Origin of the sequence: Pseudodesulfovibrio sediminis (assembly GCF_020886695.1) — a bacterium.
GTDB lineage: Bacteria > Desulfobacterota > Desulfovibrionia > Desulfovibrionales > Desulfovibrionaceae > Pseudodesulfovibrio > Pseudodesulfovibrio sediminis.
Genome location: NZ_AP024485.1, coordinates 2,300,874 through 2,326,101 on the forward strand (window position 1 = coordinate 2,300,874; position 25,228 = coordinate 2,326,101).

Here is a 25,228-nt window from a genome sequence, read left to right on the forward strand (position 1 = left end):
CCACGGTGCGTCTTTCTTTGTCCTCAACCCAAAACGACCCTTTCCGCACAGTAGTGTGAAATGTTTGGGATAAGCGCTGACTAGGAGAGCTGGGGGGAAAAAGTGATTGCCTTTGGAAAACCGTTTCCTCTCCCTTCCCCCCAGCACGCAGGAGGCAGCCCCGACTATACGGCGTCCGAGCCGGATTCTCCTGTTCGTATTCTGACCACGTCATCAATGGGCGAGATGAAGATCTTGCCATCACCGACCTCTCCGGTCCGTGCAGCGTTCGAGATGGCCTGCACCACATCGGCAACAAGTTCGTCATCAATGACGATATCGATTTTGATTTTGGGAACGAAATCAACCTGATATTCCGCACCGCGATAGACTTCCTTGTGTCCACCCTGCCGGCCGAACCCTTTGACCTCGGCCACGGTCATTCCCTTGATACCCAGAGACGTGAGTCCCTCCTTGATATCATCCAGCTTGTAGTTGCGTGTGATAACTTCAATTTTTTTCATATATTCTCCAATTGATTAAGCCTGATACGCACTCTCGGAGTGTTCCGAAGTGTCCATGCCGATTTCCTCGGCATTGTCTTCCATGCGCAAGGGGGAAACCGCGTTGACTCCCTTGATGATAATCCAGGAAATCACCAGTGTATAGACTCCAATGATACCGATACCGATAAACTGCGTGACCAGGAAGCCGGGATTGCCGAAGAAGAGACCGTCGGCTCCGCCGGGGTTGATGGCCGTAGACGCGAACAGCCCGAGCGCGATGGTGCCGACCAGACCGCCGACTCCATGGATGCCGACCACATCGAGTGAGTCGTCATACCCAAAACGGTTTTTTGCCATGACCGCGAGATAGCAGATAAGCCCGCCCAGCAGACCGATGGCCACAGCTGAGTTGGGACCGACGAATCCGGCGGCAGGGGTGATTGTGGCCAGACCGGCGATGGCACCTGAAGCCGCCCCCAGGGTGGTGGGCTTGCCTGCGTGGTACCATTCGACCACGGTCCATGTGAGCATCCCGGTCATGCCGGCGATATGGGTTGCTACGAATGCGGTGGCCGCGATTTCATCGGCTGCCAAGGCGCTGCCGCCGTTAAACCCGAACCAGCCGAACCAGAGCAGGCCGGTCCCGATGAGTGTCATGGGGAGGTTGTGAGGAATGAATTGGCGTTTGCGAAACCCCTTGCGAGGGCCGATAGCGATACAGGCCACCAAGGCGGCCACACCGCAGGTCAGGTGGACAACCAGCCCGCCTGCAAAATCGAGCACGCCCATGTCGCCCAGGAACCCGCCGCCCCAGACCCAGTGGCAGACAGGGTTGTAGACGAAAACGGCCCACAGGACGCTGAAGGCGCAAAACGGAGCGAACCGCACACGCTCTGCAAACGCGCCGGTGATCAACGCCGGGGTGATGACCGCGAACATGCACTGATAGATCATGAACACGATATGCGGGATGGTGGTGGCATATGTGTCGCTTGGCGCGGCTGTGACGCCACTGAGGGCGAAATGCGACATATCTCCGATGACGCCGGCCACGTCAGGACCGAAGCTCATGGAATAGCCTATGTAAATCCACTCGAGGCTGACGAGCGAAATCATGATAATGGACTGCATGATGGTACCGAGCACGTTCTTGCTACGTACCATGCCCCCGTAAAACAGGGCCAGCCCCGGTGTCATGAGCAGTACCAGGGCCGCACAAACAAGAATGAAGGCGGTGTCGCCGCTCTGAATCATTCGAACCCTCCTATGGTTATGAACGGTCAATCACAAGCTTGCACGCAAAGACAACCGCCCCGTGCGGTTCATCCTTGTAATGTCTTCAAGTTCCCGGCCCAAAGGCAAATCACAATTTTGGTATAAATTGACCAGATAAAGTGCGGTATTAAAGCAATAACGGTGCCAAGAGGTAAACCCACGTATTACTTGATGAGAGAGGGCGGTGTTCTGTGTTTGAAACACACATTGCACAATATTGTCTTAATATCAGCGAGCAAGCATAACAATATTGTTACAGATCACAAACACCGCAAAAAAAGCAGCACCCGGACCATGTGAACAGCAAAGGGTTCACGAAATGCGTACTCCATCCCGGTTCAAAACCACACATGAACCAGCATGCGGGGTAATATCAAATGCAGTGGAGCGTGACAGCCGGGTGGTCATCTACCTGATCCCCCTGAGCGCCATGGCACGCCTTACCCGCGTAAGAGAAAGCGGCATGGGCCTGGGCGATCATATCGGCATTGGGGGAGGATCGAACGAAAATGACCCTGACCAGGGTGAGCCCTGCCAGAAGTAGCACGAGCAGTACGCTGACAATGATTGTGGGTACCATGGGGGATCTCCTTGAGCATAGGAGACCACACCCACGTTACGGAAGTATGGAGAAAGGGTTACCCTTGCGTGAAATCAGGGATGTTATTCCCCGTTGATAATCAGGTTGGGCAACTCATCGGTGTCATCATGCTTGATCGGAAAATGCTCAACCACCAGCTCGGCGCACCGGGTTACCCCCTGGCAGATGGCATCAGCCGGTTTTCCCGCCTTGATGCCTGCCGTGACCATGGCAACGACCTCTTCCCACACCTTGGGGTCGACCTTGTCGTTGATGCCCTTGTCGGCCAGCACCTGTACGCTGCGCTCATAAACCGAGATATAGATAAGGATACCGGTCAAGTCCCGGGTGTGATGCAGGCCGTGTTGATAAAAGGCCGTGAACGCGGCCTCTTCCACCTCTTCGCGCATCTCATGCTTGGAGATGAACGGCCGTTTCAGCACCGGGATCGCCTCAAACAGATAGGAGAAGAGGAAGTAACAGCCAAGGAACAGGGGGATGAACACCCACATGTCCTCACGTTCCAGCAGCATGCTGCCGCCAATGGCAGTGACCAGGCCGAAGAGCATACCGCCCACCATGCTGGCGCGGGGGTATTCGTAACTCGAGGATGCGATCATGGGCACGATCTCGCCGGAGGTCCGGCTTTCCGCCTCCTGAACACATGCGACGATGGCGTCCTGTTCTTCCTGAGTGAGAAAAGTCTGTGCAGTTTTCATTCTATCCTTCCTTACCAGCCGCCGCTTGCGCCGCCACCACCGAATCCACCACCGCCGAATCCGCCAAAACCACCGCCGCCGAACCCACTGCCCCCTCCACCGCCACGGCCACCGCCGAGCATGGACAGGAAAAACAAGGTTGAGGCCGTTGATCCGACAGATGAACGACGGGTGCCGTCCTCTATCGTGCCGCCGGATGTCAATGGACGCCGCTTTCTGCCGAATTTCTCGGTAAGGAAGATGACGCTGAACATGATCATGATGATTACGGGGAGGAACGATGTCCCTCTGCTGCGCTTCTTCTTTTGCAGGGCCTGAAATTCGCCTCTGACCGCTGCGGTTATGGCGGTTACGCCGTCCACAAACCCTCTGTCAAAATGCCCCGCCTTGAACTGGGGAGTAATGACGTCGTCAATGATCTGGCCGGACAACACGTCGGTGAGCACGCCTTCAAGGCCATAGCCGACTTCGATGCGGATTTTACGGTCCTCCTTGCTGACCAGAAGGAGCACGCCATTATCCGAGCCTTTCATGCCCGGCTTCCAGGCCTCGGCCACGCGCATGGAGAACTCCTCCAGCGAGTCACCTTCAAGGGAAGGAATCGTCAGGATGGCCACCTGGGTGGAGTCGGTCTTTTCAAGCTCGATGAGCGCGATGTCCAACTCGTTTTCCGTGGTGGAAGCCATCATGTTGGCCATGTCGTTGACCCGCCCCGTATAGGGCGGTACGTCCAGAGCCATGGCAGCGGTAGCCATGGCCAGAACGAGTATGAAGCCGAGTACGGCTATACGGTGAATTCGCATGGTATTCCCGGATTAGGATTCTTTGCCGAAGTTGACCTTGGGCGCGGCCTTGGCACCAGGATCAGCCTGGAAGAACTCCTTGCGTTCCAGATGGAGCAACATGGAGTTCGTCAGGGAATTCGGGAAGCTTCTGATGGCAAAATTGAATTTCTTGACCGCGTCATTGTACCGCTGGCGAGCAACGGTAATACGATTCTCCGTGCCCTCAAGCTGGTGCTGCAGGCCCAGAAAGTTCTGGTTGGCCTTGAGGTCGGGGTACCGCTCCACTACTACCATCAGACGGGACAGGGCAGAGGAAAGCTGCCCCTGAGCGGCCTGAAAATTGGCCAGCGCCTGCTTGTCTCCCAGCATATCCGGGGTCAGGACTGTCTGCGTTGCCTTGGCACGGGCCTCGACAACAGCGGCAAGGGTGGATTTTTCATGCGCTGCTGCTCCCTGGACGGTTGCCACCAGATTGGGGATGAGATCGGAACGGCGCTGCAGTACGGCTTCGAGATTGGCCCATGCGCCGAACACTTCCTCTTCCTGCTGCTGCATGGAGTTGTAGCCGCAACCGGCAAGGGACATGGCCATAAAGACCGTCATGACGATCAAAACAAGACGTTTGAGCATGGTATTAGTTCCATAAGGTTGGAGTTGATTTCGTTACCCAATAATGGGGCCTACCGCGAAAGAGTCAAGGCAGACCACGGTTATTCGATGAAACTATTTCTTTTTTCTGATTTTTTTCAGTCGCTTGCCCGAGGCCAGGAGCTTGCGCAATTTGACCGCAGCCTTGACCGGGTCATCGGCGTGGAGCAGAAAGCGCTCCTTGGAAGTCTGGAAATGCCAGCCTGCGGGACGGCTCAGGAGCTTGGCTCCCCGTGATTCGAGGTACTCTTCGGCTTCAATGGCGGCGGCCACATCCTGCATCTCGGCCAGGACCTCTTCCCGCTTTTGCATGTCACGTAAATATTGAGCAATCTCGTATGCGGACCGCAAAAAATCTTCTGGCTGAAGGGTGGTTTCTTTCTTACGACCGGAAAGATATCGTTGGAGTTCGTTGAGGTCGGCTTTTAACTCCTTGACCTCAAAAAGGGCAGCTTCTTTTGAATTTCCAATTTTATCATCGAGTTGTTTATAAATAGCGCGCAAACGTAATGTGGACATGGACCCTGCTTTCGACCTTGTAGTTACCCCGAAATTGCTTATTTAAAGACCAAACTAGCTCATTTTGGTGGGGAAGTGCAACCGGTGCAAGTGTCATTTTTTACACAATATAGCCTGCCCGTCCGTCAACTCGGTGACCCGTTCGTCAAATTCGGCCAGATGTTCAGCTGGCAACTCCAACGTAAATCCCGCCACATCGCTAAAGGATTCCTCTCTGACTTCAGCTTCAAACTCCGGCAACAACCGCTTGAACAGGGTGATCGCCGGATACGGCATGGTCACGTCCAGCATGATGGTCTCCACCATTTCCTTGACGGGGAGGGACTCCAGACCGAGCTTGACCATGCCGGAGTAGGCTCGAACCAACCCACCCGTGCCGAGTTTGGTGCCCCCATAGTACCGGGTGACCACCACGGCGATCTCACCGACACCACCGTGCAGCAGCATGTTCAGCATGGGTTTCCCGGCTGTTCCGCCCGGTTCGCCGTCATCGGACAACCCCACCTTGGCCGTGTCGCCGGGGGGACCGGCTGCATACGCCCAACAGTTGTGCGTGGCATCAGGAAATTCCTCCTTGATACGGGCGACAAACTCTCGGGCCGAATCGAGGTCCGGCGCATGGTCCATGGAGGTGATGAAGCGGCTTTTCTTGATGGAGTCTTCCACACGATGAAAGCAACTGGGGATGGGATATCTGTCCGACATGTGCCGAATGTATCCCGGTTACTCGAACAGGGTCAAGAGAACGAACGCCCTGCCTGCAATTGACAGGCAACGCCAACTATGATGCATTATTGTAGAATTGGTAAAGGTAACCAGAGGACCACATCGAAGTGTTGTCAGTTTCGGACACAGGGCGCATTGCGGCGCTGCTCATCGCACTCTTGGTGCTGCCTGTTGTCACGTCTGCCGAAGAACCGGGCGGCGAACCGGTTCCCGTTGATATACTTGACCTTGAAGCCCCTGAACCCGGTACCCTCGACCAGACACAGCAGGACTTTTCCGAAATGGTGGTGTCTACCGCCACCTGGATGGACGCCTTCTTTGATGACGATCTGTACAGGACCACTTCCAACAAGACCTATCTCCGGCTCAAGGTTTCCCCCAATGTGGACTCGGACGGGTTCCGGCTGAACAATTCCGTGGACCTGCGCCTTCAGCTGCCCAACACCGAGCGGTGGCTCTTCACCCTTGGCGGCGACCCGGACGAAGGCGGAGAAAGCGAGGGCAGCTCGCTTGAGGAGGCTGAACAGGAAAACGCCGGAGATGACACGAAAAACGTGTATATGGGGGTTTCCACTTTTTTCAAGCGGACCCGGACCAGAAACGTAAACACCGGGGCCGGCGTCAAGTGGAAATTCGACGGAAGTGCTGTCTATGGTTCATTCAACTGGGTGGAATTATGGGAGTTCGACAAATGGGACCTACGCGCCGCCCAGCGGTTTCGGCTCTACTCGGATGAAGGGCTTGAGTACAAATCAACATTAAGCGCAGACTGGCCCATGCTCCATAAATGGCTATACCGAACCAGTGCGTCAGGCCTGTTCAAACTGAACAACCCCACCCAATACTATGATCTGAAATTATCCCTGTACCACTTTCTCACAACCCGTCAGGCCCTGCACTTCTCGGTACGCAACGGCTACCGCTCCTCCCCACACCGTTCAATGTATCTAAACAGAATCATTACAGAAGTTGAATATCGCAAACAGTGGAAGGAGTGGTTCTACACAAGCCTGATCCCTTTCGTACAATTCAACGACTCAAATGACTGGGAAAAGAATCCGGGGCTCCGCCTCGACTTCAGCCTACGCTTCGGCCATGTACCCAAAACGGAATTCCAATCCGCCTTTGATCGCAAACAACGGGCCAATACAATCCGATATCGAGAAGAAAGAGACAAGGCCCTCAGGGAGAGTCGGGAAAAATTCCAACAAAATCTCCAGAAAGCAAGAAAAGCCACTCCTGACGAATAGGCACTGCGCTTACGAGGAGCGATCCTCATCCTCTTCCATGAGCATATTCAACAGCAGCCCGTAAAACCCATCATCCTTCCCGGTAAACTTCCAGCCGAGCTGACTGCCGCAGGTGCTACAGACCACGACCTGCCAGGCATAGCCGGGAAACCAGGTGAACTCCTCGGTTCTGACGCCGTGGACCGAGAGATGTCTAGCCGACGCGAAGCACCCCAGCTCGAACAGGTGGCCCATGGGATTGAAATACACGTGACGGTGAGACCCGTTCACGGTCATGGCCAGGTCTTTGCGGGTAATCTTGTTGCGGCACTGACGACAGACAAGTGCGCGCCCTCCATCCCCGGCCTCAAGTTCGGGCGTGGATTTCGACTCGGATGCGTCCTTCAACACCACCCCCATGTCCGGGGGTGCATCACGAAGCAGGTGTGTGGGTTGCCAGTTACCATTGATCATGATCGGCCTCCGTTCTCCATCATACTCCACCGCAGCAATAAAATGAAGAGGGTTGACCGGTTTCATCACGGATCGTACAGCTTGACCATGACCGAAATACACGACCCCGGATATCTCCGACTCTGCGACACCTGTTGCGATAACTCCGGCACCCTCAAGGAAATGATCAAGACCGGTGGGTGTACCTGCGATATCTGCGGATGGGCCTGCAAATGTTGCGGCGACAGCAGCAAGCAGTTCGTGAACAGGATCCTGGTCCGCACCATCCCGGAAGAGGGCTGGGCATATCTGCAATGGAAGAACCGGCAGAACCTCATGCCCCTCAATTGGGAGCGTCTTTTCATGCACGGAAGAGCTGGCGAGAACGGGCAAGATTGATTTGGTTTTTATGCTATATTATCAACATAATAGGTATATAGATAGCATGCTATTTATAACGCATAATTAGAAACATAGCCAACTATCAACCAAGCGTCGAGCGCAGGAGCGAAAAGGCGATCCCCCACATGGTCAGACAGACCAGTGAATCGAGAATCCGCCAGGTGATATCACGGGTGAACAGCGGGGCGAGCAACTGCCCGCCGAGGCTCAGACACAGGAACCAGCAGCAGGATGCCGTGGCCGCTCCCATGCCGAAGACATATCGCTCCGAGGTGGGATATTGACCGCTGATGGAACCCATGAGCACGATGGTGTCGAGATAGACATGGGGGTTGAGCAGGGTCACGGCCAACGTCAGCATGAGGGTATGTTTCAACCCTTTGGTCGATTCACTCTGCGCATCAAGAGAACCGCCCTGCACCGCAGACCTCAGGGCCGCAAAACCATACCAGCCAAGAAAACACGCCCCACCCCAGGCGGCCACCTGCCCCAGCGTGGGATTGGACGCGATCACCGTCCCCACGCCGGTGACGCCCAGGGAAATAAGAACGACATCACACAGGATACACAGGGCCGCCACAGCCAGATGATGGTTGCGGCGCACTCCCTGTGTCAGCACAAAGGCGTTCTGGGCTCCAATGGCGACGATCAGACCGCCTCCCATGCCAAAACCCTGAATAAATGATGTCATATGTACGCCTCCGTCCCTCTCGTTCCAACTGATCATGGTTCTATTTCACTGCGTGAGCGGTGTTCTTTCTGTTGGTGAGGATATAGCGCCAAGCGGGAATCGGTGTAAAACTAATTGTTTTCATGTTGAATTAGTAATGCTAATACTCAGCCATGATGGACTACAAACTGGTGGAAGCATTTGCCGCAGTGGTCAGTGAGGGCGGGTTTGAAAAGGCCGCTCAATCCTTACATTTGACGCAAGGGGCTGTCTCCCAGCGGGTGAAACTGCTTGAGGAGCAGACCGGGTGCGTGCTGCTGGTGCGCTCTTCTCCCCCGGCTCCGACGGCTGCCGGACGCGAAATGCTCAAACATTTCAGAAAAGTAAAACAGCTTGAGGAAGATCTAGGCCCCGGTCTGGGACAGGAGCGCGAAGGGTTCACGACCCTGCCCGTGGGAATCAATGCCGACTCCCTGGCAACATGGTTCTTCCCGGCCCTCAACGGATATCTGGATACTGAACCGGTGTTGCTTGACCTCCGGGTCGATGATCAGGCGGCAACCCTTGAACTGCTCCGTGACGGCGACGTGCTCGGCTGTATCAGCGACAGGGCACAACCTCTCCAGGGGTGCCGCGTGGAATATCTCGGTGATATGGACTATCGCCTGTACTGCACTCCGTCATACAAAACGAAATGGTTCAAGAATATCATAACAATAGAAGGTATGGAGCAAGCGCCCATTCTGATCTTCAACCGCAAGGACCGCATGCATGGGATCTTGCTGGAGCAGAAACTGGGGCAGAAACCACACCATCAGGCCGCCTTCTACCTTCCCTCAAGCGAACAGTTCGCCCCGGCCATTGCCTCGGGACGGGTGAGCGGCATGTTACCGGACCAGCAGGCAGAAGCATATGTGGAACGCGGCGAACTCGTCGATCTTCTACCCGGTCACGTCTTCACGGTTCGTCTGCACTGGCAGTGCTGGAATCTGGAATCAAACCGATTGGCCGAATTCACCGAAGCGCTGGTGACCGGTGCCAGCCAGGAACTTGTTCAGCGTCCATGACGTTTGCCAGCCAGTGCTGATTGATGTATCTCCAAACAAATTCCGCTATCTTTTCAAGGAGTCATATATGAAACGTGCCGCGCTTGCCCTGACCCTGTTCACCCTGTTTTTCAGCTACGGCTGTCAAAAGGCGTACTATTCCACCATGGAATCCATGGGCTATGACAAACGCGAAATACTGACGGATCGGGTAGGTGACGCGCGTGAATCCCAGGAAGACGCCAAGCAGCAGTTCGCCTCCGCTCTGGAGCAGTTCAAGGCTGCCGTGGCCTTTGATGGCGGCAATCTGGAAGCGACATACGAAAAGCTCAACGATCAATACGAAGACTGCGAGGACCGGGCCGAAGACGTGGGCAAGCGTATCGACAAGGTGGAAGATGTGGCTGACGCCCTGTTCACCGAGTGGGGCGAGGAAATCAAACAGTACACCAGCGATAGCCTGCGCACCTCCAGCCGAAACAAACTCAACGCCACCAAACGCAAATATTCCGGGCTGATCAAGGCCATGCGCAAAGCCGAGTCCAAGATGACCCCGGTATTGAACGCCTTCAAGGATCAGGTCCTCTATCTCAAGCACAACCTCAATGCCAAGGCCATCGCGTCCCTCGAAGGCGAGCTTTCCTCCATCCGCACGGATGTTGATACGCTCATCAAGGAGATGGACAAGTCCATTGCAGAGGCTGACGAATTCATCAAGACACTGGAATAACACCAATTCCATAGAATAATAAAAGGTGCGTACTCAACAGTACGCGCCTTTTTTCGTCACTATATAACGACACCGGCCCTGTCAGACTGGCGGATTTCCCAACAGGATATCCCGGAGTATAACCAAACCGCGTTCCAAATCATCCAGATCATCCGTCCCTGTCAGTGAGACACGGGCGGCAGCCGGAGCGATCGTTCCCACAGCAAACTTCTCCGCCCCAAAGACATTGACCCCCTTTGCTGCGGCAGCCTGCTCCAGCGCCTGTCCTGTCCACCCCTCCGGGAGATCGAGCCAAATGAAGAAGCCGGTTGGCTTGCCTCTGAAACGGAACCCTTCCAACACGTCACAGGCGAGCATATAGCGACGAGCCGCAGCCCGCCGTTTGTTTTCCACCACCTGATCTGCCGTGCCGTCATTGATCCACATGGCGGCCAGTTCCGCGTTCAGGGGCGGGGCCATCCAGATGGTATTGAGGACAGCCTGGGCAATGGGTTTGAGAAACTGCTTCGGCGTGACGATGAAGGAAATACGCAACCCTGCGGCCAGTGATTTGGACATGCCAGCCACATACACACTCCGATGCCGCGCCCGATTACCCACCGGCGTATACTCCCCAGGATCAGTCAGATCATAGGCATCGTCTTCGATGATGATGAGGTCATGCCGGTCCGCAATATGGGCAATCTCGGTTCGCCGTCCTTCGCTCAGGGTGGCGGTGGTGGGATTATGCACTCCGGGCATGAGATAGATCGCCTTGATTTCATCGCGGCGGCAGGCCGTGTCCAGGCTCTCCGGGATCATGCCGTGTTCATCCATTTCTATGGACACCAACCGCATGCCGAGCATATTGGTCAATGTTTTCATGCCGGGATAGGTCAACGCCTCCGTGGCGATACGATCTCCGGCCTGAAGCAACCCGCTCAGACAGCAGGTCAGGGCGTGCTGTGCGCCTGCGCAGACAATGACATCCTCGGGCTCGGCGTCCACGCCGTATCGACTGGCCCAGTCCGCACCCGCCCGACGGTGTTCAGGCAGCCCGAGCGGGTCTGTATATCGCATGAAATATGTGGGATTTTTCCGGCGGGCAATACGCTTGAACCCTTCGGAAATATCCGGGTCCATGTGATGAAGCGGCGCCACGAGCCCCAGCTCCAGCATGCCGGGACAGGACGGTTCGAAAGAGACCAGAGACGTGGATGTAGCCGCATCAGACGCCACAAACGTCCCGCGCCCCACAGTGCCGGTGACCAAACCCCGCTTCTCGGCTTCACGATAGCCGCGCGTGACCGTGGAGACATTGATGCCCAATTCGTCGGCAAGATCCCGGTGCGTGGGCAGCTTTGCCCCCGGGACCAGAACTCCGGCCACAATATCACGTTGTATGGTATCGGCCAGCCGACTATACAGCGGCCCCTCTGCCTCAACCAGGAAAGGTGAATATATTGTCATGCAGACAATATATTCATTGACGCCACACAATGTCAATCGTAGGTGTCTCACATGAAAAATCACTAAAAATTTCGGAGCTGAACCATGAATATGGAAACCTACACCGCCTTTTTGCTGTTCGCCATTGTCATGACCGCAACGCCCGGTGCGGGCAATCTGACCATGATGGGCATCGGGCAGAACACGGGATTCAAGTCCTCGCTACCCTTTCTGGCCGGAGCCGTGATCGGTGCGCTGGGCCTGAACACCATGGTCAGCCTCGGCCTTGGCGGGCTGTTCATGGCGTCGCCCCGACTTGCATGGGTCATGAAGATCGGCGGCATGGGGTATATCTGTTATCTCGGCTGGAAGCTGCTCTCCATGCGCCTGACAACCGGAGCGGCTGTAAAACGCTTCACCTTCATGGAAGGCGTCATCCTGCATCCGCTCAACCCGAAAAGCTGGGCCATGTCCGTGGTAGGATTCAGCCAGATCGCCAATAATTCCAGGCCATTCATACAACAATTAATCATATTTGTTCTGACCTTCATGGCCTGTCAGATCACCTTCCATTCCAGCTGGGGGCTGGCCGGGGTCGCCATCATGCGCACGCTCAAATCCAACTCCGTGCTCATGGGCGTCAACACCGTGCTGGTGGCCGTCATGATCGGCGCGACCGCCTACGCCCTCTTCCTGAGCCCCACCTAGTCGTGGGGTCGGGTCATCTTCTCCGGCACCATGATCTGATCAAATTCCTTTTCGGTTACGAGACCGAGTTCCAGGGCGGACTCCTTGAGAGTCTGGCCTGTTTCATGAGCGTGGTGCGCGATGCTCGCCGCGCTCTCGTACCCGATAGCCGGAGCCAGGGCGGTCACCAGCATGAGGGATCGGTTGAGGTGGTCGCTGATCCGCTCCCGGTTGGGTTCCAGGCCATCCACCAGATTGATGCGGAAAGAGTCCATGGCATCCACCAGAAGACCGATGGAATGCAGGAGATTGCGGATCATGAGCGGTTTGTACGCATTCATCTCCAGTGCGCCGGACGTGCCGCCCAGGCTGACCGCCTGGTCGTTGACGATGACCTGCAGGGAAACCATGGTCAGGGCCTCCACCTGCGTGGGGTTGACCTTGCCGGGCATGATGGATGAACCCGGTTCGTTGGCGGGCAGGATGAGTTCGCCAATACCTGCACGCGGCCCGCAGGCCAGCAACCGGATATCGGACGCGATCTTGTTCAGGGACACGGCCAGCGTCTTGAGCAGACCGGAAAAATGGACCAGCGCGTCATGACTGCCCTGGGCGGCGAAGATGTTGCGCACCGGGACAAAAGGCAGACCGGTCAACTCGGCGATGTTCGCTATGGCGTCCTCGCCAAATCCGGGGGAGGTGTTTATGCCGGTGCCCACAGCCGTCCCGCCCAGGGGCAGGGCATAGACTTCTCCCAGCCCCGCATCCAGTCGATACAGCGACTCCTCAAGCATGGCGGCATACCCGGAGAACTCCTGCCCAAGCGTCAACGGCGTGGCGTCCTGCATGTGCGTGCGACCGATCTTGACAATATCCATCCACGCCTTTGCCTTGGTGGAAAGATGGTCTTTCAGCATGCGTAGAGAGGGCAGAAGCCTTCTGAAAGTTTCAATTACGACAGACATATGCATGACTGACGGAAAGTTATCGTTAGTTGACTGACTCTTGTTGACATGGTCATTGGGATGCACCGGCTTCTTGGAGCCGAGCGACTCTCCGGCAAGCTGGGAACACCGGTTGGCAATGACCTCGTTGACGTTCATGTTGAACTGGGTGCCGGACCCTGAAATCCAGACCGGCAGGGGAAACATGTCGCGGTGCCGACCATCGATGATTTCATCACAGACGCGGACAATGAGCTCCATGATCTCGGTCGGGAGTGTGCCTGCCGCATGGTTGGCCTGGGCGCATCCTTTCTTGAGAATGGCATAGGGGGTGATCATCTCCCGGGGCATGCGCTCATGCCCGATGGTAAACAGATTCAATGCCCGCTGGGTCTGGGCACCCCACAGCATATCGGACGGCACCCTTACAACGCCGAGGCTGTCTGATTCATTTCTGAACTCCGTCATCTCCCGCTCCTTTCTTTATCACCGACAGTAGCCCATGTTCGGGTTTGCCTCAACCGGAATGAAAAGCCTGAAGAAGGTAGCGACTATGCCTGCAAGCCTTGTAAACCAAGCGTTATGACAAAAAGTAATTCAAGAAGTAATACAGCTATCCCCTGCTGGCAGCCGGTACGATCCTGAATCTGAACAAACCAGGAGACCTATCCGGGTGGAAATCCAGTACGACGAGGACCGCATCGGTCTGCGGTCCTCGTCTGAACGGAAGGGATGGACGAAAAGAGGTGAAACGAAATTAGATTTTTTGTTCCATGGTGGCAAAACAGGGGATACACACGGTCTTCCCTCCAAAGCGCCGGGTGCGCGATTCCATGACTGACTCGCCACAGCAATCACAAGTCAGGCTTTCCAGTATCTTCGCTCCCCTGGGCGGATCGGTCGTAAGCGGGGTGACATGAAACATCTCTTCAAGTCCAATCGTCATGAAACGATCCTGCAGCAAGGCCCGCAACTCCTTGACCCTGGACTTGTCCTCTTGCGTGGCAGAGCCATCTGACTGTTTCCCCATGAGGGCGGCGAGCTCTTCGTCCATGCCTGCCCGGACTGCCGGATTAAGCAGAGCCCGGAATCCTTTGCCGGATTTTCTGTCGTAAAAGGAAAAGGCTATCTTCCCGTAATCGCGGTGCAGGAAATTCCCTTTGCCATACGTACACCCTGTAAGAAATTGAATGGCGTCGACGCCGCACATGTCGGTCTCGGATACAGCCACCATTTCAATGGCCTCAGGCGACCCCAGTTCATTGATGGCCAGCTCCGACGCACGGATGCCGATGGCCAGCCCCGGGCAGCTGTGGCCATGGAACGCAATGGTATCTTCGATGGTCTCAGCGGAAAACGTACAGGTCATTGCTCTCTCCTTTCTCTGTATACTCATTGGGCGGGGACTATCATCGGATAGCCCTGCACGGTATGAATGTGTACCGGCAAACCATACACCTCTTCGACAATATCCGTTGTCACTTCACAGGTAGGGCCGGTTGAATGGATGTGTCCGTTCTTGAGAAACAGGACCTTGTCCGCATAGCGCAAGGCGGTGTTCAGGTCGTGCATGGTCATGACTGCGGCAATTACGTGCTCGTCAACAACGCGCCTGAGCATGGTCATGATATCGACCTGACTCTTGAGGTCCAGCGAGCTGGTCGGCTCGTCCAGCAGCATGAGCCGTGGCTCCTGAACCATGGCGCGGGCAATGGAGACCTTTTGCAACTCGCCGCCACTCAGTTGATCGATATACCGCAACGACAGTGCCTCCAGATGGAGCCGTTTTATGGCTGAATCAACAATCTTGAGATCCTCGTCGCCGACCTTCCACCGGATATGCGGCTTGCGTCCCATGAGTATGGCGTCAAAAACAGTCATGCGGGCGGTGCCGTTCTTTTGCGCCACATAGCCGATACCCAGCGCGATTTCGTTGGGCTTCATCCTGAGTACGTCACGGCCCTCGACCATGACAATGCCCGCCGAGGGGCGATGAATGGCGTTGATACATTTGAGCAACGTTGTCTTGCCCACCCCGTTAGGGCCAAGAATCGCTAACAGTTCTCCGCCCTTGAGGTTGAAATCAACCCCGGAGAGCACAGGCTGACCACCATAGGTGAAATCAATGTCGGCAACGGAAAGGATCATCTTCGCTGTCCCCTTATGATGAGGTAAATGAAAATCGGCGCGCCCATGAAGGCCGTGAGCACGGAAACCGGCAAAACATGAGGAGCCAAAACCAGACGGGCCGCCGTGTCCGATACGATCAGCAGCAAGCCGCCGCCCAGGATCGAGGCGGGCAACAGGAACCGGTGGTCAGAGCCGATAACCCGGCGGGCCATGTGCGGCACCACCAGACCGACAAAGCCGATGATACCCAGAAAGGCGATGATCACGGCTGTTACCAGCGTGGCCAGCAGCATACCGACCATGCGCACACGCTCCACGCGAACGCCCAGCCCTCTGGCTGTTTCGTCCCCCGCGTCAATGGCGTTGTAGTTCCAACTGTTGCCAAGGAAAAAGACCGATGCGCCGACCGTGACCGCAGTAATAACGCCCAGTTCGGACCATGACGCGCGGGCCGTGTCGCCAAAGCTCCAAAAGACGATGGCGGCAAGCTGCACGTCATCGGCAAAGTATTGCAGAAACATGGTTCCGGCCGTGAAAAGCGCACCCAGGGCCACACCGGTGAGCACCATGACTTCAGGAGTCGCCCCGCGCAGCCGGGACACCCCGATAATTACGCCCGCCGCAGCCAGACTGAAGGAAAAGGCCACAACCGTGGTGATGAACGGCGAGGTAATGTTGATCGTGTCCGCGTTGGCGGAGGTCATGATCCCACCACCCAGAATCATGACGGAAAAAGCCGCGCCAAAGGCCGCCGCATGGGAGATGCCCAACGTGAACGGAGACCCCAGAGGGTTGCGCAGAATCGATTGCATGGCGGTGCCTGCCACGGCCAGCCCCGCGCCGCCGACAATGGCCGTCAACGCCTGGGGCAGCCGAATGTTCCAGATGATGACGTCATGCCGTCTGGACACCGCCCCTCCAAGCAGACTTTTGGCGACCTCATCAAGAGGAATGCCCGCAGCTCCAAGGGAAACAGCCACCACCAGAGACGTAACAAGCAGCCCGGCCAAAAGAACGACAAGCCCGACCTTCCAGCTTATATACCGCTTGTACTCAACAGGGATTGTACCGTCAGAAAAATGCACGCTAATTCACCGGTACCGGCTTGTATGCCATGCCGCGAAAGATGCCGTTCATGTCTGAATACACCGGCTTGCCCACCAGAAACGTATATATCTCGTCAGCCTTGGCAGCCGGGTCCACATCGGTAAAGCGTTCGGGATAGAGCTGCTTGCCGATGAAGAAGGCGTTGGCAAGAATGGAGCCGTAGTTCTGCGTATACCAGTTGTAGGGAAGCAACCCGTAGACCCTGCCTTCCCTGACCGCGGTCAACGTGCGGTATGCCGGGTCTGTGCGCAGCTCGAAAAGCCCCCCGGCCTTATCTCCCAATTGCAGGGTAGACAGATCGAGGAACAGGTAATCGGGGTTCCACTCAACGATCTTTTCCTTTGATACGTCGGAATGGCTGAGTTCCTTTTTCGTGATTCCCTTGGTGTAGGCGAGATTGTGCGCATTGACGAAAGAGAACGGCGGGTAACCGGGTTCCGTTGACTGATACCCGTGTGGCCCCTTGAAGGCGACGCCCCCCACGAAAACCGAAGGACGTTGCTGTTCCGGTATGTCTGCCGTGCGCTGAACAAGATCGTCGATCTGTTTTTCCATGAAGGCGATGACCGCTTCGGCGCGCTGCTGTTTGCCGATCACCTCGCCCATGGTCCGCAGGGATTGATACAGCTGGGGCCGCAGCGCACCCAGATTGCCGTAGTTGAGCACCACAACGGGGATGCCGGTCTTGTCCTGCAGCTCCACAGGGTCGTAGCCCATGCTCGAAGCGTATGTCTTGAAGATGACCTGGGGCTGTGGCTCCAGCGTCAAAATGAGTTCCGGATTATCATGTCCCCGAAATTCGCCGAAGATGGGCAGCGATTTGAACTGCGGATTGGCCAACGCATACGGGCGTGCATCAAACGTCTTTTTCCGGCTCTCGATGTCGTCGACCGCCACTGCCGTGGACTGGGCCTGAAGATATGTCAGCAGCCGAAGACAACCCGAGCCTGAACAAATGGAACGCTCAACACGCTCGGGCACATTCACCGTTCGCTTTGAAGCATCAACGATGGCTCGGGTTCCGGCAAAGGCCGGTAAAGCCAAAAGCATGGCCAGGATCAAAAGACACGACTGAATTGAACGAGACATACGACTTTACTCCACGGGATAAGTACGGGGTTGCGAGTGCCACCAAGTTTATATTTGTAATACTGAACGAGTATGAAAAAACAAATCATGAGTCAAGGTTCACATAAATTTATGGTTTGTAATTAAGCCCCCGAAAAAGGAATGCCGGACGGGAAGTCAGCCATTGAGCCGAGTGCCAGAGGAGCGTGTCCCTCATTCGCGAAAACGGCCCTCTACAAACAGAGGCCGGATTCATTCGGTCAACCCGCTGAACAGGCGCATCTTCCCCTTGTGATCATTCGTGTCACGGATACATGAAAAGGCGTGACGCAATTGGCAGGGTAGAAAATGTAGATTAAGTGGTCAGTATCAATGAATGCCCCATATACCAATTTAAGTACAAAACTAAATGATCACATCATGAGCAAAAAGACACAACAAATATCAAAATGGAAAAGAAGCATTGCAGTCATTGTGTGCGTATTGTCCATCACTATTACAGGACATGCATTCGCCAAAGACATGAAAGACATGACTGGTCGCGTTGTTGCAGTCCCGGACAGGGTGCAGACCGTGTACGCGGTCTCACCGCCCGAGACCATGCTTGTCTATGCCCTTGACCCAACGCTGCTTGCCGGATTGAACTTCCCGCTACGGGGCTGTGAAAAATACATTGATACGCATACGCTGAACCTTCCCGTAATCGGGGGGTATTTCGGACAGGGGAAAACACCCAACAAGGAAAAACTTGTCAAACTGAACCCGGATCTGGTGATCGGAAGAAAATCCAATCCCATGAGCGAGAAATTCGAACAGTTTCTCGCCAAGTTCAACATCCCCATCGCCACAATCATTATTGATCGGCTGGACCAATACCCCGAGGCCTTTGAACTCACCGGAGCCATCCTCAACCGGGAGGCTCGGGCAAGGAAACTGGCCGACTATACCCGGGCGACCTTCTCACAGGTCAGCGAAAAGACGGTTTCGATACCAACAGCCAAACGGGTGAGGGTCTATTACGCCGAAGGCAATGACGGCCTGTATACGGAGTCCAACGGCTCGATTCATGCCGAACTCATTCCCCTTGCCGGGGGAGTCAATGTTCACGATCAGGGGACAGTGACCCGGTACGGCAGGGACAAGGTGACCATGGAGACGATCATCGCCTATCAGCCTGAGGTCATCTTTGTCGAACAGCCTGTCTTTTATGACAAAATATATTCCTCGCCCGGCTGGAAGAGTATTCCGGCGGTCAAGAACAAGCGGGTCTATCTCATACCGAAAAAACCATTCAACTGGTTTGATCGTCCCCCGTCGTTCATGCGCATACTGGGGTTAAAATGGGTTGCACAGACGCTCTATCCCGATCTGTTCGGTTTGGACATGCAACAGGAATGTCGCGATTTCTTCCACCTGTTCCTGCAAAAGGACATTTCTCCCGAAGACGCGGCCCAACTCATGAGCAGTGCACAATGAGCACGGTCAGCACTCTTGTCCGGACACAGGCGTCTCTTGTCGCGGACAGGGGCGGCTCGTCCGTGCTGCTGCTGGGCCTGACCACACTCCTGATCGTGAGCCTGGTCGTCTCGTTGACCCTGGGCAATTACCCCTTGTCCCTCCAGGACATAGCAAGCGTCCTGCAACACTCGTTGTTCTCGACCGGGGAGATGCAGCCGGACAGATACCAGTTGGTAAAGAACATCCTGTTTGACATTCGCGCCCCGCGCCTCATCGCCGCGGCCCTCATCGGGGCTGCGCTGTCCACATCCGGGGCGGCCTTTCAGTCGATGTTCGTCAATCCGCTGGTCGCACCCGGCATCCTCGGCGTCCTGCCCGGGGCCTCCTTTGGGGCGGCCCTCGGCATGCTGGTCTGCGACTCCTGGATCGAAGTGCAATTCCTGAGTTTTGCCGGGGGCATGCTGGCTGTGGGCTTCGCCGTCTTTCTGGCCAAGATATACAAAGGCGACCGGCTGATGATGCTCATCCTCGGCGGTATCATCAGCGGGGCCTTCTTCACCTCGCTGCTGTCGGTGGTCAAATACACGGCAGATCCGACAGATCAACTCCCTGCCATTGTATACTGGCTCATGGGCGGCCTTTCCATGGTTGATACGGAGACCGTCGCCTATACCTCCATCCCCATCCTCATCGGTATCACCTGCATTCTGGGGATGTCCCGCTATCTGAACGCGCTCAGCATGGGCGACGAAGAAGCCAAGTCCCTTGGTATCAATGTAAAAGTAGTTCGCACCTGCCTGATCATCTTTGCCACGGTGATCAGTGCGCTGACCGTTGCCATCGGCGGATTGATCGGCTGGGTCGGGCTTGTCATCCCGCACATAGGGCGCATGCTCGTTGGCCCCAACAACGCCATCCTGCTCCCCACAACAGCCCTTATCGGAGCAACCTATCTCGTGTTTGTGGACGATGTTTCCCGGCTTCTGCTGGACGTGGAAATCCCGCTGGGCATCATCACCTCTCTGGTGGGAATCCCGTTCTTTTCCATAATCATGAAAAACGCAAAACAGGGGTGGAAGTGATGTCCTTGCTCCGTGCGAACGCGCTCTCTTTTTCGTATGCGGATACGCCCATACTCAACGATATTTCCTTCTCCGTTGCCACCGGGGAACTGGTCTCGGTGCTCGGCCCCAACGGATGCGGCAAGACAACGCTGCTGAAAGTACTGCTCGGCATACTGCTGCCGGAGAAGGGTCAGGTTCTCCTCAATGAAGTCGACATTCACTCCATCGGCAGGAAAGCTCTCGCCAAGAAGATCGCCTATGTTCCTCAGGTGCACACGGCCTCTTTTGCCTACCCGGTCATGGACGTGGTCATGATGGGACGCATGCCGCACAAGGGATTCTTCAGCCTCTTTTCCAACAAGGATGCAGCGCTGGCTCTCAGGGCCATGGAAAAGACCGGCATCCTGCATCTGAAAGACAAATCATACACCCAGATCAGCGGTGGCGAGCGACAACTGACACTCATAGCCCGAGCACTGGCGCAGGGGGCACGGACATTCATTCTGGATGAACCCCTCAACGGCCTGGACTATGGCAACCAACTCAAGTTGTTGGAACAACTGCACGAGCTGTGCGGCGAAGGGTACACCTTCATCAAGTCCACTCATTTCCCGGACCACGCACTGTGGGTTTCAGACCATGTGGTCATGCTCAAGAACGGCGTCGTGCATACCGACGGACATCCCCGGGATGTCATTACACAGGAAAGCCTGTTCGCGCTCTATGGCGCCCAGGTCAAAGTCCTGCCGTATGCGGAAAATTTCAGGATTTGTATTCCAGGGAAGATATACTCCCGACTATGCCCCACCCTGCCCAAGGTGGCCGACCTTCGGAAGCACCCATCCCGCTCCTTCATGTACTGACGTAATCCGGCCACCTTGGGCAATCTATAGTTACCATTAAAGGAGAACGAAAATGACTATAGCGGAAGATAACAAGCCTTTTTTCAAATACACCAAAGACCATCGCTTTGCCCCGATGTATCCGCTTCTGGCAAAGGAGATTGTTGATAAATACGGCATCACCGAAGGCGTCTGTCTCGATATAGGCGCAGGCAGCGGCGCCCTGTCCATTGAGCTGTCAAAGATCACTTCCCTCTCGCTGATCGCACTGGATATAGAACCGGAAGCAATCGAAATGGCTGAAGAAAACTGTGTAATACACAATGTCCCCCATAAACGGATTCGATTCGTATTTGGTGCCGTTGAAAAGATGCCGCTGCCTGACGCCAGCGTCGATCTGATCCTCAGCCGCGGCTCCATACCCTTCTGGACGGATCATGTGTCTGCCTTTGAAGATATATTTCGGGTACTCGCCCCACAGGGAAAAGCCATGATCGGCTGCGGATTCAGCCGCTACCAGAGCCTGAAAGAGGTCGAAAAGATGCGTCCGGTCTGGACGCCGGAGGTACTGAAAAAACGGACCCGTTGGAAAAAAGGCAGTTTCCTGGCGGATACCCTGCGTGAAGCCGGCATCAATGAATACACGATCACGGATGACAGCTTCGGAACATGGATCGAACTCTATAAATCCCCGGAGACACGGTAATGTCCGATACTCAACAGGTCCGGTCCTGTCATATCTGCGAAAACGCCTGCCCGGTCGCTCCGGGCAGCGTGGGACTGTGCGGACGCTACGGGAACAGGGACGGCGTCATCACGGAGCTGTATCCAAACACTTACATCATGGCCTGCCCCATCCGTATCGAAACCATGCCCATGCTCCATTTTCATCCCGGGGCACGGTTCCTTCAGGTGAGCACCGTGGGCTGCAATTTCGACTGCCCCGGCTGCATCTCTGCGGTGATCGTTCGTGAAATGCACCCGCAAAGCAAAGCGCTACAGGAGTATTCGCCCGAGCAGATCGTTGAAAAGGCGATTCTGAGCGGATGCAGGGGAATCACCTTTCTGATGAACGACCCGCTGGCCGCTTTTGAGACCTTTTTGGCTGTCGCCACATTGGCCAAGGCGCGGGGGCTGCACGTGGGCTGCTCCTCAAACGGATATTTCTCCAAAGAGTCCATACAGCGGATTCTGCCTGTGCTGGATTTCATCAACATCGGGGTAAAAGGCCTCTCCGATGAAGCCTACCATGTCTGCTCCGGCCTCAAGGGGTTCGCGCCCGTGCTGCGCAACATCAAACTGCTGCACGAGGGTGGGGTACACATCGAAATCGCCTGCATCCACAGGAAAGGGCATGAAGACGAACTGCTGAGGCTGTGTTCCATCATCAAGGACATATCTCCCGTGATCCCCTTGCAGATGATGCGTTTCATCCCGCTGGAAGGCGCAGACCCGGAACAGGAACCGCTGATCAGGGAAAGCGAAACCCTCAGCAAGCAGATGCGGACCATTCTGGACAATGTGTATGTGTTCAACTCTCCGGGCACCGAGGAATTGAATACCGTATGCCCACACTGCGGCGACACGACCATTGTCAGGGACTTTTACGGCCCCATGGGCGCACGGATGAAAGGCAGCGCGGTCAGGGAGGCTGAACAGCCGCTCTGCCTTGCCTGCGACAGCCCTGTCCAGATTCAGGGGCGGGTCTTTGATATCGATTTTCGGGAAAAGGACTTCCAGGGAGGCTATCCCTTTACCCGCGCCCTGGAAATCGTCGAATCCATCCTGATCGCCATCGGCGTTTCTAGCAAGGCGGAAGTCGTGCATGTCTGGGAGTACCTGCTGTGCAACAACAAGATGCAGGACCTGCACCACGACATACAACGGGTGGAAAGCTATATCCACATGATCCGTTTCTTCGGCTCACTGGTGCACCGCGAGGAGTCCGCCGATGTGCTGGCCAATTATCTGGAAGACAAGGTGTCGCTGGTCCGATCAACTTGTCGACAGGACGGCAAACGCCCCAGGGTCTATTACGCCATGGGCAAACCACAGTTCTGCATCAAGGGAGAGCGGTTCGAAAACCACCTGGTGGAGCTGTGCAACGGAGTGAGCGTCAACCGGGAGATTGAAATCTGCGGTCGGCCCGGCATGAGCATCGCACTGGACACCCTGCAACAGTTGAACCCCGAAATCATCTTCATCTCGGCGTTCATATCCAACTCTCCCATAGACTTCTACAACGAGTGTGTGGACAAAGGGCTGGGCATTGATGCGGTACACAACAAGCGCATCCATACCGCTCCTATCCCCAGCAGTGACTTTGGCGGCCCCAAATGGATCCTCGGTCTCATGAACATCGCCAACGAAATGCACAGAGGGGTTTGTGCATTCGATATCCCTGGCGAGGCTTCCAAGTTCTACGAGCGCTTTTATGGCACATCGTTCAACGCACAGGACGTGAACCGATCCTTTGGCAAGCCTGACACCTCCTGGACGTGGGAAGCAGAGGGCGGACAGCCCTCTCCCACTCTGGCGTGATCCACCTCCTAAAAGGCAAAGCAATGCGCGCAAGGAAGACGCTTCCTTGCGCGCATTGCTGTAATCACCAGAGAATATCCCTCTCAGGAATCAGAGCGGTCTTCCTGTCACACCAACAGGACGGGCAAGTTATCCCGCCCCTTTCCTTATGACATTCATGAACCGTGACCGGAACACATCCGACATCAACCCCTTTTTCACGGGGGAAAGCTTGAGAAAGCCTCCCAGAACCGCTCGGAAAAAATTCTCGGCAGTGGAGTTGGGATTGTCGAACAGCAGATTCTGAAGCGTGCCACGCTCCAGTGATTGCAGAATCACCCGCTCAAAGCTGTCTTCCGGGTGAAAGACCTTCTGTGCCCGCTTGCGCAGCTCCAGCGAGTCAAACGAGCACTTGAGCGCGCACACACCGCACCCAAGACACAGTTCCCTGTCGATCTCGGCCCACCTGTGCGGCTTGCCGTCAGCGGTCTTCTCACTATGAATGGTGATGGCGTCGATGGGGCAGGCCCGGGCGCAGGAGCCGCACCCGTTGCAGGTGTCGGTGTTGACCTCGGCAATATACGAGGACGAGACAAGCAGGCCGGGATAGCCGGAGTACTTGATGCCATGCATCAGGTTACAACAGCAACCGCAGCAATGGCAGACGAACCCCGCACCCTGTTTGACGTTGTCCGTGGACAGGGTGAACCCCAGATCCCTGGAGCGATCAAAGATGTCGATCATCTCGTCCCGGGACACTTCACGGGCAAAGCCGTTTCGAATCAGAAAGGCCGCGGCCGACCCCATGGAGGTGCAGGTCTCCAGCGGCACATCGCACTGTCTGGTGCCCAGATGATGCTGCTCATGACGGCACGCGCACAGGCCCACGGCAAACGTGGAGGCCTCCTTGATCATGACAGAAGCGCGCTCATAGTCCAGAATCTCCACATGGTCCCGGTCACCGACGGTCTCCTCATGGGGCAGAGCGCGCATGACAGAGATTATCTGATCATCGCCAAAGTTGGCATCCCAGAAATCCGTGTTGCCGAACATGTAAGACTGAAAGAGCTCAGCCCATTTCTTCGGCTCCAGATCGCCCTTGGTACGCATCATGGTAAACTCGAAAAACCCTATGACAAAGGGAGAGATCATGTAGAGATAGTGATCGCCTTCCCAAATGTCGCACACAAGTCCCTTGTTGCACAGGGAATCCAGCATCGCAGAAAGCTGCGGCTCGGCCATGCCCACCATGGGGCCGATGCGTTCGGCCGTAGAAGGCCGGTACGGCATCCGCACGATGAACTCCGCTTCCGCAGGCGTATACAGCGCCGTCAGCATACGCCGCATATTCCCCGACCACGGCATACGGACCGGGGTCCCGTCCACTTTGTCGCCCAGCTGGCGGTAAATATCTTTTGCAACAATATGTCCCATGCGGCGAACATACCGCGGGGCCAACCGAAGTGCAAATCGAAATGGACGTATTGCAAAATGCCACGGGCATGTATTGTGCACCATAAGGCATACTTGAGACACAGAGTCCTTTTGGTAGCGTATGGCTACACTGAAACACGCAGATTCCACAAACCCGCTCCCAGATCAAAGAGCTCCTCGATCAGCACCAAACGCCAATCGAGTAGCAAACCCGGGGAAACATGCCCTTTGCCATGACTTCCCTGCGCTAAAAATCAAAAGGCGCTGTCCTGTTTCCCG

27 protein-coding genes are annotated in these 25,228 nt (G+C 55.7%); 10 read left to right on the forward strand and 17 right to left on the reverse strand.

Annotated elements, in window-relative coordinates:
• Positions 1-164: 164 nt before the first annotated feature.
• From SRBAKS_RS11045 to SRBAKS_RS11080, 8 genes are all read right to left on the reverse strand, one after another.
• Complete coding sequence (locus tag SRBAKS_RS11045) at positions 165-503, reverse strand: P-II family nitrogen regulator (RefSeq protein WP_229590950.1); 339 nt, start codon at positions 501-503, stop codon at positions 165-167.
• 15 nt (positions 504-518) lie between these two features.
• A complete protein-coding gene (locus SRBAKS_RS11050) occupies positions 519-1,739 on the reverse strand; it encodes an ammonium transporter (protein WP_283816464.1) in 1,221 nt (406 codons plus the stop codon).
• Between the two features lie 394 nt (positions 1,740-2,133).
• Positions 2,134-2,340 (reverse strand): hypothetical protein, encoded by a 207-nt coding sequence (locus SRBAKS_RS11055; RefSeq protein ID WP_229590951.1) that lies wholly within the window; start codon positions 2,338-2,340, stop codon positions 2,134-2,136.
• An 83-nt stretch (positions 2,341-2,423) separates the two neighbouring features.
• On the reverse strand, positions 2,424-3,059 hold the full coding sequence (locus SRBAKS_RS11060) for a TPM domain-containing protein (RefSeq protein WP_229590952.1): 636 nt from the start codon (positions 3,057-3,059) through the stop codon (positions 2,424-2,426).
• Between the two features lie 11 nt (positions 3,060-3,070).
• Positions 3,071-3,862: a TPM domain-containing protein gene (locus SRBAKS_RS11065; RefSeq protein WP_229590953.1), complete on the reverse strand. Its 792-nt coding sequence runs from the start codon at positions 3,860-3,862 to the stop codon at positions 3,071-3,073.
• 12 nt (positions 3,863-3,874) lie between these two features.
• A complete protein-coding gene (locus SRBAKS_RS11070) occupies positions 3,875-4,474 on the reverse strand; it encodes a LemA family protein (RefSeq protein WP_229590954.1) in 600 nt (199 codons plus the stop codon).
• Positions 4,475-4,567: 93 nt separating this feature from the next.
• A complete protein-coding gene (locus SRBAKS_RS11075; protein WP_229590955.1) occupies positions 4,568-5,011 on the reverse strand; it encodes a hypothetical protein in 444 nt (147 codons plus the stop codon).
• A 93-nt stretch (positions 5,012-5,104) separates the two neighbouring features.
• A complete protein-coding gene (locus tag SRBAKS_RS11080) occupies positions 5,105-5,716 on the reverse strand; it encodes a YigZ family protein (protein WP_229590956.1) in 612 nt (203 codons plus the stop codon).
• Between the two features lie 128 nt (positions 5,717-5,844).
• On the opposite strand from SRBAKS_RS11080, the gene SRBAKS_RS11085 reads away from it, so the two are divergent.
• The gene (locus tag SRBAKS_RS11085) at positions 5,845-6,987 is read left to right on the forward strand and encodes a hypothetical protein (protein WP_229590957.1); all 1,143 of its coding nucleotides are present in this window, start codon (positions 5,845-5,847) and stop codon (positions 6,985-6,987) included.
• A 9-nt stretch (positions 6,988-6,996) separates the two neighbouring features.
• On the opposite strand, the gene SRBAKS_RS11090 is transcribed toward SRBAKS_RS11085, so the two are convergent.
• Positions 6,997-7,440, reverse strand: a complete 444-nt coding sequence (locus tag SRBAKS_RS11090; RefSeq protein WP_229590958.1) for a cereblon family protein — start codon at positions 7,438-7,440, stop codon at positions 6,997-6,999.
• A gap of 87 nt (positions 7,441-7,527) precedes the next feature.
• Here SRBAKS_RS11090 and SRBAKS_RS11095 point away from each other — a divergent pair, with 87 nt between their 5' ends.
• Positions 7,528-7,818 carry a hypothetical protein gene (locus tag SRBAKS_RS11095; protein ID WP_229590959.1) on the forward strand — a complete coding sequence of 97 codons (291 nt, stop codon included), beginning with the start codon at positions 7,528-7,530 and terminating at the stop codon, positions 7,816-7,818.
• 85 nt (positions 7,819-7,903) lie between these two features.
• Here SRBAKS_RS11095 and SRBAKS_RS11100 read toward each other — a convergent pair whose 3' ends face one another.
• Entirely contained in the window at positions 7,904-8,512 is a 609-nt protein-coding gene (locus SRBAKS_RS11100; protein ID WP_229590960.1) for a LysE/ArgO family amino acid transporter, read from the reverse strand.
• Positions 8,513-8,664: 152 nt separating this feature from the next.
• Between SRBAKS_RS11100 and SRBAKS_RS11105 the strand changes: the two genes are divergently transcribed.
• The gene (locus tag SRBAKS_RS11105) at positions 8,665-9,558 is read left to right on the forward strand and encodes a LysR family transcriptional regulator ArgP (protein ID WP_229590961.1); all 894 of its coding nucleotides are present in this window, start codon (positions 8,665-8,667) and stop codon (positions 9,556-9,558) included.
• A gap of 67 nt (positions 9,559-9,625) precedes the next feature.
• Positions 9,626-10,267: a DUF2959 domain-containing protein gene (locus SRBAKS_RS11110; protein ID WP_229590962.1), complete on the forward strand. Its 642-nt coding sequence runs from the start codon at positions 9,626-9,628 to the stop codon at positions 10,265-10,267.
• Positions 10,268-10,348: 81 nt separating this feature from the next.
• Here SRBAKS_RS11110 and SRBAKS_RS11115 read toward each other — a convergent pair whose 3' ends face one another.
• Positions 10,349-11,716 carry an aminotransferase-like domain-containing protein gene (locus SRBAKS_RS11115; RefSeq protein ID WP_229590963.1) on the reverse strand — a complete coding sequence of 456 codons (1,368 nt, stop codon included), beginning with the start codon at positions 11,714-11,716 and terminating at the stop codon, positions 10,349-10,351.
• An 84-nt stretch (positions 11,717-11,800) separates the two neighbouring features.
• On the opposite strand from SRBAKS_RS11115, the gene SRBAKS_RS11120 reads away from it, so the two are divergent.
• On the forward strand, positions 11,801-12,403 hold the full coding sequence (locus tag SRBAKS_RS11120) for a LysE family translocator (protein WP_229590964.1): 603 nt from the start codon (positions 11,801-11,803) through the stop codon (positions 12,401-12,403).
• Here SRBAKS_RS11120 and SRBAKS_RS11125 read toward each other — a convergent pair.
• The 5 genes from SRBAKS_RS11125 to SRBAKS_RS11145 all read right to left on the reverse strand — a co-directional run bounded on the left by SRBAKS_RS11125 (position 12,400) and on the right by SRBAKS_RS11145 (position 17,652).
• Positions 12,400-13,794, reverse strand: coding sequence for a class II fumarate hydratase (locus SRBAKS_RS11125; protein ID WP_229590965.1), 1,395 nt, complete (start codon positions 13,792-13,794; stop codon positions 12,400-12,402). The genes SRBAKS_RS11120 and SRBAKS_RS11125 overlap by 4 nt on opposite strands.
• Positions 13,795-14,083: 289 nt before the next feature.
• Positions 14,084-14,695, reverse strand: coding sequence for an FmdE family protein (locus SRBAKS_RS11130; RefSeq protein ID WP_229590966.1), 612 nt, complete (start codon positions 14,693-14,695; stop codon positions 14,084-14,086).
• A gap of 23 nt (positions 14,696-14,718) precedes the next feature.
• Entirely contained in the window at positions 14,719-15,474 is a 756-nt protein-coding gene (locus SRBAKS_RS11135) for an ABC transporter ATP-binding protein (protein WP_229590967.1), read from the reverse strand.
• Entirely contained in the window at positions 15,471-16,541 is a 1,071-nt protein-coding gene (locus SRBAKS_RS11140) for a FecCD family ABC transporter permease (protein WP_229590968.1), read from the reverse strand. Before SRBAKS_RS11140 ends, SRBAKS_RS11135 begins: the two co-directional genes overlap by 4 nt.
• A 1-nt stretch (position 16,542) precedes the next feature.
• Positions 16,543-17,652 carry an iron ABC transporter substrate-binding protein gene (locus tag SRBAKS_RS11145; RefSeq protein WP_229590969.1) on the reverse strand — a complete coding sequence of 370 codons (1,110 nt, stop codon included), beginning with the start codon at positions 17,650-17,652 and terminating at the stop codon, positions 16,543-16,545.
• Between the two features lie 399 nt (positions 17,653-18,051).
• Here SRBAKS_RS11145 and SRBAKS_RS11150 point away from each other — a divergent pair, with 399 nt between their 5' ends.
• Genes SRBAKS_RS11150 through SRBAKS_RS11170 form a run of 5 tightly spaced genes read left to right on the forward strand, consistent with a single transcriptional unit; the run spans position 18,052 to position 23,536 of the window.
• Positions 18,052-19,107, forward strand: coding sequence for an ABC transporter substrate-binding protein (locus tag SRBAKS_RS11150; RefSeq protein ID WP_229590970.1), 1,056 nt, complete (start codon positions 18,052-18,054; stop codon positions 19,105-19,107).
• On the forward strand, positions 19,104-20,171 hold the full coding sequence (locus SRBAKS_RS11155) for a FecCD family ABC transporter permease (RefSeq protein WP_229590971.1): 1,068 nt from the start codon (positions 19,104-19,106) through the stop codon (positions 20,169-20,171). Before SRBAKS_RS11150 ends, SRBAKS_RS11155 begins: the two co-directional genes overlap by 4 nt.
• Positions 20,171-21,016: an ABC transporter ATP-binding protein gene (locus tag SRBAKS_RS11160; RefSeq protein ID WP_229590972.1), complete on the forward strand. Its 846-nt coding sequence runs from the start codon at positions 20,171-20,173 to the stop codon at positions 21,014-21,016. The genes SRBAKS_RS11155 and SRBAKS_RS11160 overlap by 1 nt, the downstream gene beginning before the upstream one ends.
• 52 nt (positions 21,017-21,068) lie before the next feature.
• Positions 21,069-21,701 carry a class I SAM-dependent methyltransferase gene (locus SRBAKS_RS11165; protein ID WP_229590973.1) on the forward strand — a complete coding sequence of 211 codons (633 nt, stop codon included), beginning with the start codon at positions 21,069-21,071 and terminating at the stop codon, positions 21,699-21,701.
• Positions 21,701-23,536: a radical SAM protein gene (locus SRBAKS_RS11170; protein ID WP_229590974.1), complete on the forward strand. Its 1,836-nt coding sequence runs from the start codon at positions 21,701-21,703 to the stop codon at positions 23,534-23,536. The genes SRBAKS_RS11165 and SRBAKS_RS11170 overlap by 1 nt, the downstream gene beginning before the upstream one ends.
• A gap of 129 nt (positions 23,537-23,665) precedes the next feature.
• Here SRBAKS_RS11170 and SRBAKS_RS11175 read toward each other — a convergent pair whose 3' ends face one another.
• Positions 23,666-24,949: an ATP-binding protein gene (locus SRBAKS_RS11175; RefSeq protein ID WP_229590975.1), complete on the reverse strand. Its 1,284-nt coding sequence runs from the start codon at positions 24,947-24,949 to the stop codon at positions 23,666-23,668.
• Positions 24,950-25,228: the final 279 nt, after the last annotated feature.